This is a genomic window from Bradyrhizobium sp. 25ACV (assembly GCF_054863005.1).
The window spans coordinates 78,096-95,928 of sequence record NZ_JAVAYO010000025.1; the positions used below are offsets into that span (position 1 = coordinate 78,096).

17 protein-coding genes and 1 pseudogene are annotated in these 17,833 nt (G+C 64.1%); 9 read left to right on the forward strand and 9 right to left on the reverse strand.

Features of this window, described 5'->3' with window-relative positions; all coding sequences use genetic code 11:
* Positions 1-98 precede the first annotated feature (98 nt).
* Positions 99-533: a helix-turn-helix domain-containing protein gene (locus tag RAD04_RS36730; protein ID WP_461627680.1), complete on the forward strand. Its 435-nt coding sequence runs from the start codon at positions 99-101 to the stop codon at positions 531-533.
* 397 nt (positions 534-930) lie between these two features.
* Complete coding sequence (locus tag RAD04_RS36735) at positions 931-3,756, forward strand: ATP-binding protein (RefSeq protein ID WP_461627681.1); 2,826 nt, start codon at positions 931-933, stop codon at positions 3,754-3,756.
* A gap of 64 nt (positions 3,757-3,820) precedes the next feature.
* On the opposite strand, the gene RAD04_RS36740 is transcribed toward RAD04_RS36735, so the two are convergent.
* Complete coding sequence (locus RAD04_RS36740; RefSeq protein WP_183232131.1) at positions 3,821-4,219, reverse strand: putative quinol monooxygenase; 399 nt, start codon at positions 4,217-4,219, stop codon at positions 3,821-3,823.
* A gap of 47 nt (positions 4,220-4,266) precedes the next feature.
* Positions 4,267-5,106, reverse strand: coding sequence for a VOC family protein (locus tag RAD04_RS36745; RefSeq protein WP_026202401.1), 840 nt, complete (start codon positions 5,104-5,106; stop codon positions 4,267-4,269).
* 204 nt (positions 5,107-5,310) lie between these two features.
* Here RAD04_RS36745 and RAD04_RS36750 point away from each other — a divergent pair, with 204 nt between their 5' ends.
* The 3 genes from RAD04_RS36750 (at position 5,311) to RAD04_RS36760 (ending at position 8,900) form a co-directional block, all read left to right on the forward strand.
* Complete coding sequence (locus RAD04_RS36750; RefSeq protein WP_461627682.1) at positions 5,311-6,774, forward strand: GH1 family beta-glucosidase; 1,464 nt, start codon at positions 5,311-5,313, stop codon at positions 6,772-6,774.
* A 233-nt stretch (positions 6,775-7,007) separates the two neighbouring features.
* Entirely contained in the window at positions 7,008-8,240 is a 1,233-nt protein-coding gene (locus RAD04_RS36755; RefSeq protein ID WP_461627683.1) for an acetyl-CoA C-acetyltransferase, read from the forward strand.
* A 357-nt stretch (positions 8,241-8,597) separates the two neighbouring features.
* Positions 8,598-8,900, forward strand: a complete 303-nt coding sequence (locus tag RAD04_RS36760; protein ID WP_018320691.1) for an HU family DNA-binding protein — start codon at positions 8,598-8,600, stop codon at positions 8,898-8,900.
* 71 nt (positions 8,901-8,971) lie between these two features.
* Here RAD04_RS36760 and RAD04_RS36765 read toward each other — a convergent pair whose 3' ends face one another.
* The 5 genes from RAD04_RS36765 to RAD04_RS36785 form a co-directional block, all read right to left on the reverse strand.
* Entirely contained in the window at positions 8,972-9,139 is a 168-nt protein-coding gene (locus RAD04_RS36765; RefSeq protein WP_179735770.1) for a hypothetical protein, read from the reverse strand.
* A 5-nt stretch (positions 9,140-9,144) separates the two neighbouring features.
* On the reverse strand, positions 9,145-11,526 hold the full coding sequence (gene lon, locus RAD04_RS36770; RefSeq protein ID WP_461627684.1) for an endopeptidase La: 2,382 nt from the start codon (positions 11,524-11,526) through the stop codon (positions 9,145-9,147).
* Between the two features lie 8 nt (positions 11,527-11,534).
* Positions 11,535-11,918: an Hsp20/alpha crystallin family protein gene (locus RAD04_RS36775; protein ID WP_028142669.1), complete on the reverse strand. Its 384-nt coding sequence runs from the start codon at positions 11,916-11,918 to the stop codon at positions 11,535-11,537.
* 179 nt (positions 11,919-12,097) lie between these two features.
* Positions 12,098-12,664 carry a YciE/YciF ferroxidase family protein gene (locus RAD04_RS36780; RefSeq protein WP_461627685.1) on the reverse strand — a complete coding sequence of 189 codons (567 nt, stop codon included), beginning with the start codon at positions 12,662-12,664 and terminating at the stop codon, positions 12,098-12,100.
* Between the two features lie 114 nt (positions 12,665-12,778).
* Positions 12,779-12,985 carry a hypothetical protein gene (locus RAD04_RS36785; RefSeq protein WP_091966675.1) on the reverse strand — a complete coding sequence of 69 codons (207 nt, stop codon included), beginning with the start codon at positions 12,983-12,985 and terminating at the stop codon, positions 12,779-12,781.
* Between the two features lie 88 nt (positions 12,986-13,073).
* On the opposite strand from RAD04_RS36785, the gene RAD04_RS36790 reads away from it, so the two are divergent.
* The 3 genes from RAD04_RS36790 to RAD04_RS36800 all read left to right on the forward strand — a co-directional run bounded on the left by RAD04_RS36790 (position 13,074) and on the right by RAD04_RS36800 (position 16,311).
* Positions 13,074-13,700, forward strand: a complete 627-nt coding sequence (locus RAD04_RS36790) for a MarC family protein (protein WP_461627686.1) — start codon at positions 13,074-13,076, stop codon at positions 13,698-13,700.
* Positions 13,701-13,857: 157 nt separating this feature from the next.
* Entirely contained in the window at positions 13,858-14,511 is a 654-nt protein-coding gene (locus RAD04_RS36795) for an L-fuculose-phosphate aldolase (protein WP_461627687.1), read from the forward strand.
* Between the two features lie 12 nt (positions 14,512-14,523).
* Positions 14,524-16,311, forward strand: coding sequence for a chloride channel protein (locus tag RAD04_RS36800; RefSeq protein ID WP_461627688.1), 1,788 nt, complete (start codon positions 14,524-14,526; stop codon positions 16,309-16,311).
* Between the two features lie 14 nt (positions 16,312-16,325).
* Here the strand turns inward: RAD04_RS36800 and RAD04_RS36805 are convergent, their stop codons facing one another.
* Positions 16,326-16,583 (reverse strand): DUF2798 domain-containing protein, encoded by a 258-nt coding sequence (locus tag RAD04_RS36805; RefSeq protein ID WP_038949196.1) that lies wholly within the window; start codon positions 16,581-16,583, stop codon positions 16,326-16,328.
* A gap of 304 nt (positions 16,584-16,887) precedes the next feature.
* On the opposite strand from RAD04_RS36805, the gene RAD04_RS36810 reads away from it, so the two are divergent.
* On the forward strand, positions 16,888-17,289 hold the full coding sequence (locus RAD04_RS36810) for a hypothetical protein (RefSeq protein WP_461627689.1): 402 nt from the start codon (positions 16,888-16,890) through the stop codon (positions 17,287-17,289).
* 274 nt (positions 17,290-17,563) lie between these two features.
* Here the strand turns inward: RAD04_RS36810 and RAD04_RS36815 are convergent.
* A pseudogene (locus RAD04_RS36815) lies at positions 17,564-17,833 on the reverse strand (hypothetical protein); the annotation flags it as partial.

The window sequence follows — 17,833 nt, forward strand, 5'->3', positions numbered from 1 at the left end:
GTCTGAGATGCCGACGCATGAGCCGTGTGCTCCAGCTTAACACAGCTTCATTTGCGGCCGAAGCATGCGCCAGCTAAACACAATCGCGAGCGAAGACAATGGTGGCGAAAATGGCCGGAGAAATCCCAACCAATTCAGATGCAGCAGTGACGAAGCGCGAGAAGCAATCGGCGATTGTGGGCAGGTTGTTGGTGACGTGCTTCGTGGCGATGCGCAGCGGCTATCCTCGCAAGCACCTCGGCGCGGTGTTTGAAGAGCTGCTGGTCGCGATGATGATTCGCGTGAGCGACGAGCTCGGCGCACCGCCGCGTACGGCCTCCGACGTTTCCAAATATCTCGGGCTCCCGCGCTCGAACGTCCGGCGCTGCCTCAACGTGCTGATCAGCGAAGGCGTGGTCCGCAAGGTGAATGAGCACGGCCATACGGGCGAGCTGGACTGGCTCGCTTCGCGGATCGATGCGGAATATTTCGTCAAGATTCGGGGTGCGATCATCGCTGCGGCTGACGAGTTGAAGGCGCTGGACGCGGCATGACGCGGAACGCGCCGGCTGCTACCCTGAAACCTCGCTTCTCAAACCGCTTGCCGCCCGCCATTGTGCGGCCGCAGCAATCATCTCGGGAGCAGCATCAATGTCGGACAAGGTCTCGCGTCTGCGACAAATCGCGCGACCTAATTCGTGCCAATAGAGAAGAATTTCGCTCCGGTGACTGATAGCTCCGTATATTCGTACCGGCTGAGCACTGGCCAGAACCGATGATCCTTCTTCGATCCGAATGTCGTCCGATCCTGGTTCCCAGGGTCCGGATCAATCGTTCTCTGCGCCCACGACACGTTGTCGGGTTGCTGACGCCGGAAGGCCAGCGTTCGCTCGGTGCCTTCGCTGAACTGCCGACCGATCGACCATCAGGGCGCTGAGGGCTGGGCAGGCGATGGCGGGTCCGGAAATCACGTTTGGACCGTTTCGTTTCAGCTTGGCCAGACGCTTGCTGTTGCACGGTGAGACTCACGTCAGGCTCGGCTCGCGTGCGGCCGCGATTCTGGGCGCCCTGCTGGAAGCTCCGGGTGAGCTCGTTTCAAGGGCCGTGCTCTACGATCGCGCATGGCCCGGGCGAACCGTGGCCGAGGACAACCTGAAGGTTCAGATCTCCGGCCTGAGAAAGGCTCTGCTTGAATACGGAGACCTGATCCGCGCAGAGGCGTCCTTCGGCTACCGCTTCGTCGGAGACGTCGGCGTCTATCACCCATCGAAGCGCCGATCGCGCGCGCCCGGCGCGATGCATGCGCCGATCGGCCGCGCCGCGGTGATCGGCGACATCAGCGAGCTTCTGCAGAACGACCGGCTCGTCACCATCCTTGGGCCCGGCGGCATCGGCAAGACGACCGTCGCGCTTGCGGTGGCGGGCGAGCTTGAGAAATCCTATTGCGACGGAGTCTGCCTTGTCGAGCTCGACCGTATCACTGACGGAAGTCAGATCTATGCGGCCGTCACCGGCGCGCTTGATCTGCCGGTTCAGATGGCTGCAAGTCTCGATCAGGTCCTGCTTGCCCTTCATGGCCGGCGTCTGTTGCTTGTCCTGGATTCCTGCGAGCATGTCACCGAGAGCGTCGCGCTCCTCGTTGAAAGTGTGCTCAGCGGCACCCGCGACGTCCATATTCTGGTGACGACCCGCGAAACCCTGCGGATCGAAGGCGAACTTGTCTGGCGTCTCGAACCGCTCGAAACCCCGCCGTCGTCTGTTCCGGTGACAGCCGGAAACGTTCAGGATTATTCATCGGCAGAATTGTTCACGCGAACCGTCTGCCGGAGAACGCCGAACTTCGCGATCGATGATACCGTCGCGGCCGCGATCGCGGATGTTTGCCGGCGCCTCGACGGGATGCCCCTGGCGATCGAACTCGCGGCGTCGATGGTCGACGTCCTCGGCATCGAAGAGGTTCGTCGCGGGCTCGACGAACGATTCTCCCTGCTCTGGGTGGATCGTCGGACCGCAATTCCGCGTCATCGCTCGCTCGCCGCAACGATCGACTGGAGCTACAATCTTCTTCCCAAAAGGGAGCGGGTGGTGCTCGGGCGCCTCTCCATTTTTGCCGGGCCTTTCACCCTCGGTGCTGCAATTGCGGTTGCAGGCGATGACGATCTGGACATGGGAGGTGTCCGCGAAGCGGTTGCCGCATTAGCGAGCAAGTCGTTTCTGAGCCTCGATCATCGGGCCGCGCCGCTGGAATATCGCTTGCTGGAGACCACCCGGGCCTACGCCACTCGGGCATCGGACGCGGCAGACGATCGGGAACGGGTGCACGAGCGCCATGCGCGCTATTTCCTCGACATGCTGGAGCGGAGGGATTGGGATGCCTGCGATTCCGTCGCGGACAGTGCACAGCTGCGTGGTTACATCGACGAGGTTCGCGTCGCTCTCGATTGGGCGTTTTCCGTCAAGCCCGGCCTCGGAATAGCGCTGGTTCTTGCAGCCGAACGTCTATGGCTCGAGTTCACCTCACTCGCGCAAGGTGTTCCTCATCTGGAGCTGGCGTTGCGCTTTGCCGACAGCAGTCCCGATGTCGGACCCGCCGTTAGATCTCGCGCGCTGGTCGCGCTCGCGGCGGCGCAGGTCTATGTACCGGGTCTTGAGGGTGCGAGCCTCTACGAGCACGCCTGGCGCGCAGCACAAATCGCGCGCGACGATCTCCTGGAGATGCGGGCGCTCTACGGCATCATCCAGAACATGCTCCTGACAAGGCGTCCCGCCTCGCCCTACATCGATGCGTTCGCGGCGGTATGCAGGAGATCGAACGATGCCGTGATGTCGAGGCTTCTCCTGCGCTGGTCCGCCTTCCAGGCCTTTGAGGCCTCCGATATGACGCTGGCGCACCAGAAATTCGAGGCGTTCTTGAATGACCGATCGGCGATTCCCCGGAGAGTTTCGCTCTATTTCGGCGGCATCGACTCGATCATCTCCTGCAAGGTCGGGCTCGGGCTTACGAAGTTCTATTTGGGTTATCCCGATCAGGCGCGGTCTCTGCTGGCATCTACCGTCAGCCAAGCGGAAAGCCAGGGCCACGTGACGACCCTGTACTTCGTGCTCGCGCAGGGAGCTATCTGGGCTCATCTTGCATCTGGCGATTTTCAACGTGTCAGACTCTATCTGCGGAAGCTCGAAGCTGTGTCCAGCCTCTATCGTCCATGGCGCGTTCTGGTCGATGTCTTTCAGGCTCTTCTGATCCGCGAGGAAGCCCGTGACCTGGAAGCGGCAGAACGCAGCCTGACCCACAATCTGCAGGACAGATTCATCCTGAAGACAGGGACGCTTCATCCGACCCTTTGGGTTGAGCTCGCGGATACGCGACGCAGGCTGGGCGATCTGGATGGGGCGGAGGCTGCGGCAAAGCAGGCAATGACACAATGTCTCGGTGATCGGGACGGCCGACTTATTGGACGGCATCACCCCGTCCTCGCAAGGATCCTGATGGCGCGGAATCGGCCGGGCGATCTGGGCACCGCAAGGAGCCTGTTCAGGGGCGCGATCGAGTTGACGCGCGCTCAAGGTATCTATTTCCATGAATGCGATGCCAGTGTCGGTCTCGCCGAACTGGAGTTGATGGCCGGACGGGCGGCAGTCGCGCACGCCGTGCTCAAGGAGCTGTTGGAACGTCTCGGCGATCGAGAGTGTGTGCCCGGACTTGACCGGGCACGCGAGATTCTTGACGAGCCCAGAGCGGGGTCGATTGCCCGGCGGCAGATTGCCCGCTTGTCCTGAAGGTAAATTCAGCAATCAGGTTCAAGCCCTCGCCGCGGGCTCGCTGCGACGGCGAGGCGCGACTTCAACCTCCGTTGTGGCCGAGTATCTCCAGCCGCCTGACCACGACGCCCCCCTCGGCGAGCTCGGGGAGCCGGCCGAACCACTGCTGGACGTAGGGCATGGCATTGTGGGCCTCGAAGTCGTCGCGGCTTGCGAAGATCTCATAGAAGATGAAGCGTCCTGGTGTCTCGCGGTCCTCCTGGAAGAAGTAGACCAGATTCTTGGGATCGCTTCGGACAAGCGCGACAAGCGGCAGCGTTGCCTCTCGAAGCGCGCGTTCCTTGCCCGGTTTGGCGCGGACTTCGGCGACGACCGAATAGGCGCCATCGGGAATGGCACGATAGCGAACGCCGTCGCGTTCCTGAGCGGTGGCTGATGCTGCGCCGGCCAGTGAAGCTGTGGCGACGAGGGCCAGAATCATTCGTTTCCGTGACATCATGGAGATCGTCCTTCTCTGCGATAATTGCTCTAGCCCCGCTGCTGGCGGGCGGCGAGCGCGTCGCTGAAGCGCTTCTTCACTGGACCCAGAGCCTTGACGAACTCGAGCTGCTCTCCCTCTGGGCCCTTGCAATAAATCAGCTCCCAGCCTTCCGAGAGGCCCTGCGTGATGCGATTGGTGTTCGCCTCCATCGGGGCGGCGCGGCGCTGCTGCTCTGATGTCACGGTGATCACACGATTGGCCCGCACCTGGGTCATGCCGCGGCGCGCCGATTCTGCCTCCAGGTCGTGGATGAACTTGTTGAAGTCGACGTCATCCCTCACATAGAAGCAGATGTGCATGGAGCGCGGAAACGCCGGGCTCATGTGGTCGCGCGCTTCTGCGAAGCTGTCGCCGCTGCCCGATGGCTGGCCAGCGTCGCGATACTGCAGAAGCTCGATCACAACGTTGTCGAACTGGACGAAGCGTACGTCCAAGCGTTGTGTGCCTCCCCTGAGATCGGGAACCCCGATCGTGCGCGGGTTGACATGGCGTTCGCGCGCTTCGATTTCCTGATCGGTCAAAAGCGTGTTGTGGATCGGTTCACCCTGGAAATCTCCGTCGCGGAAAATCTCGGTGCCGCCGAGCACTTCGGTGTAGAACTCGAAGGCGCGATTCATGTTTTGCACGGTCACGCCGAAATGCTGAACGCCTTGCAGCCGCGCGCCGAGTGGCGCGGAATCGCGAGCAACCGAAGCGGGGCGCGGAGCGCCTTGGGCATTTGCAGCCGCCGGGTTGGTTGCCGCCATTCCTGCCAGCATGGCCCCTGCCGTCAGGAGAACATCCCGGCGTCCAATGCCGGTCGTCTCAAAGTCTGTCTCTTCGCTCATCTTCCGTCTCCATCGCTTGACCGACATGCGCGACGTAAAACTTGCTGGAGAACGGAGGGTTTTGCAGGTTAATTGAAGTAAATTCTGTCGTGGGTCGGTGTGCCACAATTCTGCATCCGCAAATCCCGACCCCACGGCTTCTCAAACCGCCTGCGACGCGCCATTGTGCCGCAGCATCAGCATCACCCTTGGAGCAGCATTACCATGTCGGACAAGGTCTCGCGTCGCCAGTTTGCCAAGCTGGCGGGATTGTCCGCGGCCGGAATGGCAAATCCTCTGGAGGCAGCCGACGCCAGGCCGGCATCGCCGCCGCGCAGCGGCAGCGGTTTCCCGGCGGGCTTCGTCTGGGGCACGGCGACCTCGTCCTATCAGGTCGAGGGCGCGGTCAACGAGGACGGGCGAGGGGCCTCGATCTGGGACAAGTTCGTGCGCATCCCCGGCAAGATCGAGGACGGCACCAATGGTGACCGCGCCAATGAGCACTATCACCGCTACAAGGAGGATATCGCGCTCATAAAGGCGCTCGGCTGCAAGGCCTATCGTTTCTCGGTGGCCTGGCCGCGGCTGTTTCCGGACGGCGACGGCAAGCCCAATCCGAAGGGGCTCGACTTCTACAATCGCCTCATCGACGAGCTCCTGAAGAACGGCATCGAGCCGTGGCTGACGCTCTATCATTGGGACCTGCCGCAATCGCTGCAGGATCGTTTCGGCGGTTGGCGCTCGACGGAAACCTGCAAGATCTTCGGCGACTACGCAGCCTATGTCGCCGAGCATCTGACCGACCGCGTCAAGAACGTGTTCACGCTGAACGAGAGCGGCCGCTTCGTCTATTTCGGTTACGGCATCGGCATCGACGCGCCGGGCATGACGCTGCCGCAAGCCGAGGTCAACCAGATCAGGCAGAACAGCGCGTTCGCGCACGGGCTCGCGGTGCAGGCGGTGCGCGCCCATGGCCGCCGCGGCACCAGAGTGGGGCCGGCCGAGAACATCGATGCTTGCGCGCCCGCCATCGACACGCCGGAGAACGTTCGTGCCGCGGAGATCGCACTGCGCGAGATGAATGCCGGCTATCTCAACCTCATCATGACGGGCCGCTACACCGACGCCTTCCTGAAGTTCGCCGGCCCCAACGCGCCGAAATACACCGATGCGGAGCTGAAGATCATCTCCTCGCCGGTCGATTTCCTCGGCCTCAACATCTACGCGCCGCAGAACTATGTGGTGGCGTCCGACCAGGGCGCGGGCTTCATGCCGCTGCCGATCCCGAAATCGTTCCCGCACATGAACTCGGACTGGCTGCGCGTCGGGCCGGAGACGCTCTATTGGGTGCCGAAGCTGGCGGCAAAGATCTGGAAGACCGATGCGATCTATATCAGCGAGAACGGCGCCTCCGGCGATGACGTCGTCACGCCCGACGGCAAGATCTACGACACCGACCGCATCATGTATCTGCGCAACTATCTCGCCCAGCTCCAGCGCGCCACTGCCGAGGGCGTGCCGGTGCGCGGCTATTTCCTCTGGAGCCTGATGGACAATTTCGAGTGGGTGTATGGCCTCAACAAGCGTTTCGGGCTGTACCACGTCAATTTCGACACCCAGGTCCGCACGCCGAAACTCAGCGCCAGCTTCTATCGCAACGTGATCGCGAAGAACGCGGCGGGGGCGTAGCCGGTTTCCTTCCCAGAGGCCGTCATGCCCGGGCCTGTCCCGGGCATCCACGTTCTTCACGCGGGATCTCAAAAGGCGTGGATGGCCGGGACAGGCCCGGCCATGACGTCGCGGAGGCGGGCTAACCGCGCAGCGGAAAATCCGGGTGCGAGGCGGCAAACGCAGCGCATTGACTCTCTTCTCCCCCTTATTCAGAACCGTCCTCAACAACCCACAACAAGAGGACAACGCCAATGGCTGACGCGCTGATCATCGATGCCTGCCGGACCCCGCGCGGCGTCGGCAAGGCCGGCAAGGGAGCACTTTCGGGTATTCATCCGCAGCAGCTCGGCGCCACCGTGCTGCGCGCACTCGCAGACCGGACCGGCATCAACACCGCCGATGTCGACGACATCGTCTGGGGCTGCAGCGCGCAGGTCGCGACCCAAAGCGGCGATCTCGGGCGGATGTCGGCGCTCGATGCCGGCTATGACGTGCGAGCCAGCGCCGTGACGCTCGACCGGTTCTGTGGAAGCGGCATCACCAGCGTCAACATGGCGGCATCCTCGATCATGGCGGGCGCGGAAGACCTCGTCATCGCCGGCGGCTGCGAGATGATGTCGATGGAAGGACGCCGCGGCGGCGGCCCGATGATGATGGACGGCGGCAATCTGCGCCTGCGCGCGCGGCATCCGCAATCGCATCAGGGCGTCTGCGCGGATGCGATCGCGACGCTCGAAGGCATCACGCGAAGGGACGTCGACGCGCTCGGGCTGGAGAGCCAGAAGCGCGCAGCGTATGCCATGGCGAACGGCCACTTCGACAAGAGCCTCGTGCCCGTCCACCGTGAGGACGGCAGCCTTGCGCTCGACCACGAAGAATATCCGCGGCCGCAGACGACTATGGAGGGCCTCGGCAGCCTGAAGCCGGCATTCCCGGCGATCGCCGACTACGCGCTCGACGACAAGGGCACGACCTATCGCGGCCTGATCCTGCAGAAATATCCTGATCTCGAGATCGACTTCATGCACCACGCCGGCAACTCGTCCGGCGTCGTCGACGGCGCCGCCGCGATCCTCTTGGCCTCGCCCGCCTACGCCAGGGCGCATGGCCTTAAGGCCCGCGCCCGTGTCGTCGCCATGGCGAACATGGGGGACTCGCCGACCCTGATGCTGAACGCGCCGGTGCCGGCGACGCGCAAGGTGCTCGCGAAGGCAGGGCTGACCGTCGACGACATCGACCTGTTCGAGATCAACGAGGCGTTTGCGGTGGTTGCTGAGAAATATATCCGCGACCTCAAGCTCGATCGCGCCAGGGTCAACGTCAACGGCGGCTCGATCGCGCTCGGCCATCCCATCGGTGCCACCGGCTCGATCCTGATTGGCACCGTGCTCGACGAGCTCGAACGGCGCGACCTCAAGCGTGGTCTCGTCACCATGTGCGCCGCCGGCGGCATGGCGCCGGCCATCATCATCGAGCGCATCTAGCGCGAGCGAAGCTCGCCGCGCCCCCTGTGGGAATAGGGTGAGGGAGCAGGTGAGACGTCCCAACGCGACGATCTAGCCTTATTTTCTAGGGCGAAACGCGCTCCTCCGCGCACAAAGAGGCACCTCGTCGCTTGTCGAAAGCGGCGAATCAGCTTTAGCAAGGTTGCGTGCGGGCCTTTGAAACAAGGTAAAATCCGCTGCCTGAGGCTTCTCCCGCTCCGGAAGTAGCTAAAAAGCAGGGTTTTTTGCCGCTGAGGGCCAAAAAAGCCCGTAAAACCGCGACAAAACTGTGCAGAAGGCTATAGGCCTTCGCCGGTTGGTCTAATATGCAACCGGCAACGAATCAGAGGAGACACGATGCCAACCCAAATGTCCAAATCGCAGTTGATCGAAAAGATTGCGACCGCCACCGAGCTTTCCAAGCGCGACGTCAAGAACGTCATGGAGACGCTGACCGACGTCGGTCACAAGGAGCTCAAGAAGAACGGCCTGTTCCTGGTGCCGGGCTTCGCCAAGTTCGTGGTCATCAAGAAGCCCGCGACCAAGGCGCGCAAGGGCACCAACCCGTTCACGGGTGAAGAGATGATGTTCAAGGCCAAGCCGGCCCGCAAGATCGTCCGCGCCCGCCCGGTCAAGGCGGCCAAGGACGCCGTGGGCTAACAACGCAAAGGCCCCCTCGGTCGGAGGGGGCCTTTTGATTGGGGCAGCCGCGAGGGCCTGAGACGGAGGGCTCAACCCTTGCGGCGCTTCACCCGGACCGGAATGGGTTGAAGCTGCGGCCTTGAACCTAGTCCTGGCGCCGCCAGCCCATCGCGAACCCGGTCGATCGCGCGATCGAGCAACTGGCGCAGCCGCTGCGTCGTCCGCGATCTCTTCGCCTTCTCCAGCAGTTTCTTCATCGCATTCACTCCGCCGCTTCGACCTTGACCTCGGCCGGCTCGAGCGCCGCGGCGATGGCTTCGTCGACGCGCTCCAGCCAGATGAATTCGAGGCTGTCCCGCGCGCTCTTCGGGATGTCGTCATAGTCCCGCTTGTTGCGCGCCGGCAGCATCACCCGCTTCAGGCCCGCCGCCGCAGCCGCCACCACCTTCTCCTTGATGCCGCCGACCGGCAGCACCAGGCCGCGCAGCGAGATCTCGCCGGTCATGGCGGTGTCGCTGCGCACCGTGCGGTTGGTGAGCAGGGACGTCAGCGCCGTGAACATCGCAACGCCCGCGCTCGGTCCGTCCTTCGGGGTTGCGCCCGCCGGAACGTGAACGTGGATGTCGCTCTTCTCGAACACCGACTGATCGATGCCGAGCTGCGTGGCCTTGCTCTTCACCAGCGTCAGCGCAGCCTGCACGCTCTCGCGCATGACCTCGCCGAGCTGGCCGGTCAGGATCATGCCGCCCCGGCCGGGCACACGCGAAGCCTCGATGAACAGGATGTCGCCGCCGACCGGCGTCCAGGCAAGGCCGGTGGCCACGCCCGGAATGCTGGTGCGCTGCGCGATCTCGCCTTCGAAGCGGGGCTGGCCGAGCACGGTGGCGATGTCCTTCGCCCCCACCACGACCTTCGCGGCGGTGCCTTCGGCGACCTGCACCGCGGCATGGCGGAACAGCTTGCCGATCTCGCGCTCGAGGTTACGCACGCCGGCCTCGCGGGTGTAGCCCTTGACCACCAGCTTCAGCGCTTCCGGCTCGATCTCGGCCTGCTCGGCGGTCAAGCCGTTGGCCTCGAGCTGCCGCCGCACCAGATAGCGCTTCGCGATCTCCAGCTTCTCCTCTTCGGTGTAGCCGGCGAGGCTGATCAGCTCCATGCGGTCGAGCAGCGGACCCGGGATCTGGTCCAGCATATTGGCGGTCGCGATGAACACCACCCGCGACAGGTCGAAGGGCACGCCGAGGTAATTGTCTCGGAACGTCCCGTTCTGCTCGGGGTCGAGCACCTCCAGCATGGCGGCTGACGGATCGCCCTGCACGCCACGGCCCATCTTGTCGATCTCGTCCAGCATCATGACGCAGTTCCGGCTGCCAGCCTTCTTGATGCCCTGGATGATGTTGCCGGGCAGCGCGCCGATATAGGTGCGCCGGTGACCGCGGATCTCGGCTTCGTCATGCACGCCGCCAAGGCTGACGCGCACGAAGGGGCGATCCATCGCGCGTGCGATGGACTGGCCGAGCGAGGTCTTGCCGACGCCGGGCGGACCGACGAAGCACAGGATCGGCGCCTTGCCCTGCGGGGCGAGCTTGCGCACCGCCAGATATTCGATGATCCGGCCCTTGATCTTCTCCAGGCCGAAATGGTCGGCGTCCAGGATGGCTCGCGCCTCCTTGATGTCGATCGGCTTCTCCGCGGGCAGCGCCCAGGGCAGCTCGATCAGCCAGTCGAGATAGGTGCGGACCATGCCGGCTTCGCCGGCCGCCTCCGGCATGCGTTCGTAGCGGCGCAGCTCCTTCCTGGCGTGCGCGTCCGCCTCCGGCGGCATGTTGGCCTTGGCGATGGCGGATGTCAGCTCGGCGACCTCGGCCGCCTTGCCGTCGCCTTCGCCAAGCTGGCGCTGGATGGTTGCCATCTGCTCACGCAGGATCGCCTCGCGCTGCCGCTCGTCGAAGCTGGCGCGGGTCTTCTGGCCGATCTCATTGCTGATGCGCAGCACCTCCAGCCGCTCGGCCAGATGCTTGGACACCTTCTCGACGCGCAAGGCGAGGTCGATGGTCTCCAGCACCTCCTGCTTGTCCTGCGGCTTGATGTCCATGAACGAGGTCGCCAGATCCGCCAGCGCGCCGGGCGCGGTGGTGCCCTGGAACATCGCGGCGAGCTCAGGCGGCGCCTGCGGCAGCAGCTCGATCGCCTCGATGGCCTGGCGCTGCAGATTCAGCGCGCGCGCCTCGATCTCGGGCGACGTCGTGGTCGGCTCCGGAATCTGCTGGATGCGCGCAGCCGGGAACGGCGTCCCCGGCAGGAAGTCGAGGATGCGCGCGCGCTGCACGCCCTGGCAGACGATGTGATGGGTGCCGTCGGGCGCGGTGATGTAGCGCACGATGTTGGCGATGGTCGCGACCCGGTAGAGATCGTCGGGCGTCGGATCGTCGACTTCGGGATTGCGCTGCAGGACGATGCCGATCGGCCGCTGCTCGCGCAGCGCCTGTTGCGCCGCCGCGATCGATTTCGGCCGCGCGATCGCGATCGGCCCGATCGCGCCGGGAAACAGCACCATGTCGCGTACGGCGACCATGATCAGCGCGTCTTCGGGGATCTTCACGTCGTTACTGGTCTGTTCGTTGTTCATCTGTTCGGTGGCCATGATCGACCTCAGGATTTGGCGAGGCGTAGCGCGACACAGCCGTCCATCACGAAGCGGCTGATGGCGTAGCGGCCGAGGGGCAATGCAATGCGGCGCTCAAAACGCCCCTGCGGCAGCTCGAGCCGGTGGATGCGGGCGTTGCGAAGCTCCGGCGGAAGCGTGCGCTGGCCGGAGACGACGAGCACGCCGTCATGAATCACCGTCTCGACATTGTCTGGGTTGACGCCGGGAAGCGCGACCAGGATCAGCAGCTCATGCTCGGTCTCGAGCACGTCGATCGGCGGCTCCCAGCAGGCTTCCTGGCGGCCGAACTGCTGGCGCAGCCGCTCGGCGCGCGTCAGCTGGTCCAGGGCTTCGGACAGCATCCAGTCGAGGGGATTTTTCGGTTGCATGATGCGGGCTCAGGGGTGGGAAAGCCTGCATATGGGGCTGGTTCCCGGGAAATCCAGTGCAGTGGCGCTGACGTGCCATGCGCCGTCGTGCGATCGCAAAAGCAAACGCCGCGGCTTTGGCCCAAAAAGCAAACGCCGCGGCTTTGGCCGCGGCGTTCTGTCATGGAGCGGGCACCGCGTCAGGCCGCGGCGCGGTAATCTTCTTCCGCCTCGAGGTTGATCACGGATGTCGCCAGCTCGGTCAGCGTATGATCGGTCGCCTCTTCTTCGTCCAGCGTCGCCTGAAGCAGCCTTGCTGCGTCCTGCATGCCGAGCTCCTCGGCCCAGGTGCGCAAGGTGCCATAGCGGGAGATCTCGTAGTGCTCGACCGCCTGCGCGGCCGCGAGCAGACCCGCATCGAGCGCCGGTGCGCCCTTGAACTCCTTCATGATCTCGGCGCCTTCATCGGTAATGCCGTTGATGGCTTCGCAGGGCTTGCCGCGTGCAGGCTTGCCCAGCATCTTGAAGATCTGGTCCAGACGCTTGACCTGGCCCTGGGTCTCACGCAGGTGCTTGTTGAAAGCGGATGCCAGATCCTTCGATTGCGCGGCCTTGGCCATCTTCGGCAGCGTCTTGATGATCTTGTTCTCGGCGAAATAGATGTCCTTCAGCGTCTCCAGAAACAGGTCGCTGAGCATTTTAGGCGCCTGACGCGGTCGGCGCGCTGCGGTCTTCTTGGTTGCGCGTTTCTTCGCTCGTTTAGCCATATGTCCTCCTCTTGAGGTGACACGGGGAAGGCATCTCCTTCCCCAATCCTCAGGCGTTCAAAGCCGGTTGGAGAACGAAAGTTCCAAACTGCAACCGGCGCGCGCGGCGACCGTTCAGGTCGGCCGCTTGTAGGGATCTTCCTGGCGCTGTCGGGCCTCGGTGTTGCGATCGAGCTGCGCCCGCTCGCTGCGCTTGAGGTGGCCGGCCTTCATCACGCCATAGACGAGGACCCCGCCGAGCACGAAGGCTCCGATGAACCAGAGCCAGAGCAGGTTGGCCGAGAGCTGGCCGAGAAGCATTCCGATTCCACTGTCGCTCATTGTCGCCTCCAGTGATTTCCAAAGTGGCTTTGCTGGGCTAAGTCAGCCCGGCAGCCATCGTTCCAGCGTCCAAGGACCCCACCGACACATGCTCGACTTCGCCCTGTCCGCCTTCGTGACGCTGCTGCTGGTGGTCGATCCGGTCGGCCTTGCGCCGGCCTTCCTGGCCGCGACCGGGGGCATGCCCGACAAGGTCAAACGAACCATTGCGTTGCGCGCGCCGCTGATCGCGGCCTCGATCCTGGTGGTGATTGCGCTGGTCGGAAACTGGCTGCTGCGCCAGCTCGGGATCGGGATCCCCGCCTTCCAGATCGCCGGCGGGCTGCTGCTGTTCGGCGTGTCCTACCAGATGATCTTCGGCGATCGTCCGCATCGCGAGGCCCGCGAGGCCGACAAGGCGACGTCCGAGCACGCCTCCGATGTCGCGGTGTTTCCCCTGGCCATCCCCATGATGGCCGGCCCCGGCGCGATTGCGACCACGCTGCTGCTTTCGGGCGATGCCGGCTATGGGGCGAGGCTCGCGGTGATCATCGCGGTCGTCCTCTCGGTCTGCCTGCTCTGCATGCTGTGCTTCGTCTCGGCTCAGCTGATCGCGCGCACTCTCGGACGCACCGGAAATGCGGTGCTGTCGCGCGTCCTCGGCATGCTGCTCGCCGCCTATTCCGTGCAGTTCGTGATCAACGGGATTGCGGCGGTCAGGACCAGCCTGCCATAGGGCTGCGACAATCCGTGAATTCGTTGATTTTGCCGTCCATTTCGTGGTTTGGCGGGAGGGGCGACAAGGTGGCACCGGATCCGGGCCGCTTTCGCTTGCACTGCCATATTGCTTTGACGTACTCCCGGTCTAACAAGCCCATCGTCAGGAAATCGGGATGTCGACGACAGCGGAAGAGCTCGCCAAGAGACAGGCCATCATCGACGCCTGCCGGCGCATGAACGCGCTCGGCATCAACCAGGGCACCTCCGGCAATATCTCTGTCCGGCATGTGGACGGGCTTTTGGTGACGCCGACCAGCGTGCCCTATGAGGCCATGACGCCGGACCAGATCGTCTTCATGGCCATGGACGGCACACATGCGCCCGATCAGAAGCCGTCGAGCGAGTGGCGCTTTCATCGCGACATCCTGAAGTCGCGGGATGACGTCAACGCCGTCGTGCACGCCCATCCGACCTATTGCACCATCCTGGCGATCATGGGCATGGAGATTCCGCCGGTGCACTACATGATCGCGGCGGCCGGCGGCGACAGCATACGCTGCGCGCCCTATGCGACGTTCGGAACCGTGGAGCTGTCCGAACATGCGGTGCGGGCGCTGGAGGGGCGGCTTGCCTGCCTGCTGGACCATCACGGCATGATCGCGATCGGCAAGACGCTGGACAAGGCGATGTGGCTCGCCGTCGAGGTCGAAACGCTGGCGCGGCAATATCACGGCTGCCTCCAGATCGGACAACCGCCGCTGCTCGCCAGCGCCGAGATCGAGCGGGTCCGCCAGCGCATGGCCGGCTACGGCCTGTCGGAAGGGTAGGGCAGGCAGAAGGTGTTCGTGCGGATCAGGCATCTCGTGGATCGCAAGGGGACGAACCGCACCATGGTTCGGCTGCGCGCCCTCCTGCGCAGCAACGAGTTCTACCTGATCCCGCTGTCGCTGGTGATCGGTACGCTGGCCGGCGCGGTGGTGACGCTGATGGCGCATATCGCGCAGATCGCGCATGTGGTGATCTATGGAATTCCCGTCGATGTCCACTTGTCGGCCCACGCGAGCGTCAGCCCGTGGGCGGCACTGATCGCGCCGGCGCTGGGTGGGCTTTCGCTTGGCATCATGGAGTGGTCGCGGCGGCGCATGAAGATTTCGAACGCGGTCGACCCGATCGAGGCGAACGCGCTGCGCGGCGGCAATCTGTCGATGCGGGACAGCGTCATCGTGTCGAGCCAGACGCTCATCTCGAACGGCTGCGGCGCCTCGGTCGGCCTCGAGGCCGGCTATACCCAGATCGGCTCGGGGATCGCCTCGCTGTTCGGCAAGTTCTTCAATCTGCGCCGCAACGATCTGCGCCTGATGGTCGGCTGCGGCGCTGCCGCGGCGATCGCGGCGGCGTTCGGCGCGCCGATCACCGGCGCCTTCTATGCCTGCGAGCTGATCGTCGGCGTCTATTCGGTCGGCAGCGCGGCCCCGATCCTGGCGGCCTCGCTCGCCGGCGCCTTGACCGCGCAATGGCTCGGCGGCGCGCCATATTCGCTGGAGATACCCAAGGTCAGCGCCGTCGGCGTCGAGCAATATCTGGCCCTGATCGGGCTCGCGCTCATCACCAGCGGCGTCGGCATCGCCGTGATGCGCTCCTCGCCGATGTTCGAGCGCCTGTTCGCCTGGTTGCCGATCTGGCTCCGGCCGGTGATCGGCGGCCTCATCGTCGGCGGCTTCGCCATCGTGACGCCGCAGGTGCTGGCGGCCGGCCATGGCGCCATGGTGCTCGATCTCTTCCACGACATGACGATCGGCCTGATCGCGCTGATCATCGCCCTGAAGGTGACGGCCTGCCTGGTCTCGCTCGCCTCGGGCTTCCGCGGCGGCCTGTTCTTCGCCTCGCTGTTCGTCGGCAGCCTGATTGGAAAGTTCTTTGCCGCGGTGCTGCTCTTGATCAGCCCGAACTTCGCCATCGATCCATTGGTGGCGATGCTGACGGGCATGGCGACGCTCGGTGTCGCCATCGTCGGCGGCCCCCTGACCATGTCGTTCCTGGTGCTCGAGATGACCCGCAATGTCGACGTCACCGCCGTGGTGCTCGCCGGCTGCATCGTCACCTCGATCTGCGTCCGCTTCATGTTCGGCCACTCCTTCTCGACCTGGCGCCTGCATCTGCGCGGCGAGACCATCCGCAGCGCCAATGACGTAGGCTGGCTGCGCAATCTCACCGTCGAGCGGCTGATGCGCTCCGACGTCGGCAAGGTGCCCTCGACCACGACGATCGCCGCCGTCCGCCGCGAGTTCGCGCTGGGATCGCGGCCCGGTATCGTCATCGTCAACAATTCCGACGAATATGTAGGCCTGGTCCTGCTGCCGGACCTGTTTTCCAGCGACCTCGACACCATCGCCGACGACATCCAGGTGATCGAGCTCGCCCGCCTGATCGACATCGTGCTGATCCCGGAAATGAACGTGAAGTCGGCGATGGCGGTGTTCGACGAGGCCGAAGCGGAAATGCTGGCGGTGGTGGATTCCACCGACAGCCGCAAGGTGGTCGGCTTCCTCACCGAAAACTTCGCCCGCCGCCGCTATGTCGAGGAGATCGACAAGGCGACGCGCGGCGTGCTCGGCGCGCTGTCGTAGGCGCTGGCTCCTGGTTATCGACCGGGTTGAGGCGGGGCCGCGACGAGGAGCGTCACGATCCGCCGCACCATCGGCAGCACCAGCAGCAGCGTCGGAAAGGCGACCAGCCAGGACAGCGCCCAGGCGCCCGGCCAGGTCGCGAGGAATGCCGGCGTCGCCCCCAAGCTCCGGAGCGTCGAAATGACCGATACCACGGCCGTCATGAGGATGGACAGCACGAACGGCATCACGATCGGCGCATAGCGCGCCGGCAGTTTGCGAACCACAATCATCTGATTTCTCTTGGAAAAGGACGCGTCGATCACGGTGAACCCCTGCAAATGGCATCGATCCCGACGGCGTCGGTTGATGCGTTGGTTCACGTGAAACGCTTACGGCGACCGAAAAACGGCGCGGCTGTTCATTATCCGCTCAGGTTCGATGGTTCAAGCTGCGAGTTGGTCGTTCGGTTTACAATCGTTCAAAGCGTGGCAGATTGCCGCGAACATGAAACCATCTCAACGGTTTGCGCATTGAATCCGGTTTGCCGATCCCTACGTTTGGCAAGAGCATCGGCAAGATTATAGGAAGGTCAAAATGACTGTGAGACCCATGATTTCCGCGGCCGGCCGCAACATGGTGCTGGCCGCGTTCGCAAGCCTGGCATTGGTAGCAACCTCCGCATCGCCCTCGGCTGCGGCGTCCCCCGGGGCGGTGTCTGGAAAGCCCGTCACTGCGGGGCAGGGCTCCTCGGACGTCACCGATTTCAGCGCAGCCCGGCGTCGCCACTATTATCGGCGCGGGTCGAACGCCGCAGGCCTCGCCTTCATGGGCGCCGCGGCGGGGATCATCGGCGGGGTGATCGCCGAGCAGCGGCGCCGCGACTACTACGAGAACGGCTATTATGGTTCGCGTCCCTACTACGGCGGTCAGGGCTATTACGGCGGTCAAGGCTATTACGGCGGCGGCAGTCCGTTCTATTACGATCCGGGCTACTGAGCGGCTGTTTTCAACGCGGCCCGGAATGGGTTGCGCGAAAAGGGCGGCGCTTTGCGCCGCCCTTTTTTTGACGCGCGGGTACCCTCGTAGCCCGGGTCAGCGCAGCGATACCCGGGACAGTGCTTGTGGAAACCAGGATGTCGCTCCGCTCATCCGGGCTACGGCACCGAGCCTGTGTCGCCCTCTGTCAATCCACGCGCGCAAAAATATTCCACTTTACCGAAATTCGGTTTCGGCGTATGTGTCGTCCATCCCGGCTCACCAAGAGGGGCGATCATGTGTCGTCACGCATCGCGAGCCGGGCTTGCGGTGGACGCGGCAGCGTCGGCACGAGAGGCGTGGGCAGGGCGGGTAGTCCCTGTGAGCCCGAGGCTTCGTGCGGATGAGCGGCGCTGTTCAGTTCGTCTCGCCACATTCTTTCGGCAACGTCGACAAGGCCGGGAGATAATGTGGTGACCAGCGAATGCGCGTACGGCAAAACCGTGTGGTCCTGGCCGTCGTTGCCACGGTCAAGTCCTGCGAAGGTGCGAGCGAGCCCAACCGG

Coding starts and splice junctions, on each gene's coding strand:
- RAD04_RS36730 (WP_461627680.1), top strand. CDS start 99: ATGGTGGCGAAAATGGCCGGAGAAATCCCAACCAATTCAGATGCAGCA.
- RAD04_RS36735 (WP_461627681.1), top strand. CDS start 931: ATGGCGGGTCCGGAAATCACGTTTGGACCGTTTCGTTTCAGCTTGGCC.
- RAD04_RS36740 (WP_183232131.1), bottom strand. CDS start 4,219: ATGATTCTGGCCCTCGTCGCCACAGCTTCACTGGCCGGCGCAGCATCA.
- RAD04_RS36745 (WP_026202401.1), bottom strand. CDS start 5,106: ATGAGCGAAGAGACAGACTTTGAGACGACCGGCATTGGACGCCGGGAT.
- RAD04_RS36750 (WP_461627682.1), top strand. CDS start 5,311: ATGTCGGACAAGGTCTCGCGTCGCCAGTTTGCCAAGCTGGCGGGATTG.
- RAD04_RS36755 (WP_461627683.1), top strand. CDS start 7,008: ATGGCTGACGCGCTGATCATCGATGCCTGCCGGACCCCGCGCGGCGTC.
- RAD04_RS36760 (WP_018320691.1), top strand. CDS start 8,598: ATGCCAACCCAAATGTCCAAATCGCAGTTGATCGAAAAGATTGCGACC.
- RAD04_RS36765 (WP_179735770.1), bottom strand. CDS start 9,139: ATGAAGAAACTGCTGGAGAAGGCGAAGAGATCGCGGACGACGCAGCGG.
- lon (WP_461627684.1), bottom strand. CDS start 11,526: ATGGCCACCGAACAGATGAACAACGAACAGACCAGTAACGACGTGAAG.
- RAD04_RS36775 (WP_028142669.1), bottom strand. CDS start 11,918: ATGCAACCGAAAAATCCCCTCGACTGGATGCTGTCCGAAGCCCTGGAC.
- RAD04_RS36780 (WP_461627685.1), bottom strand. CDS start 12,664: ATGGCTAAACGAGCGAAGAAACGCGCAACCAAGAAGACCGCAGCGCGC.
- RAD04_RS36785 (WP_091966675.1), bottom strand. CDS start 12,985: ATGAGCGACAGTGGAATCGGAATGCTTCTCGGCCAGCTCTCGGCCAAC.
- RAD04_RS36790 (WP_461627686.1), top strand. CDS start 13,074: ATGCTCGACTTCGCCCTGTCCGCCTTCGTGACGCTGCTGCTGGTGGTC.
- RAD04_RS36795 (WP_461627687.1), top strand. CDS start 13,858: ATGTCGACGACAGCGGAAGAGCTCGCCAAGAGACAGGCCATCATCGAC.
- RAD04_RS36805 (WP_038949196.1), bottom strand. CDS start 16,583: ATGATTGTGGTTCGCAAACTGCCGGCGCGCTATGCGCCGATCGTGATG.
- RAD04_RS36810 (WP_461627689.1), top strand. CDS start 16,888: ATGACTGTGAGACCCATGATTTCCGCGGCCGGCCGCAACATGGTGCTG.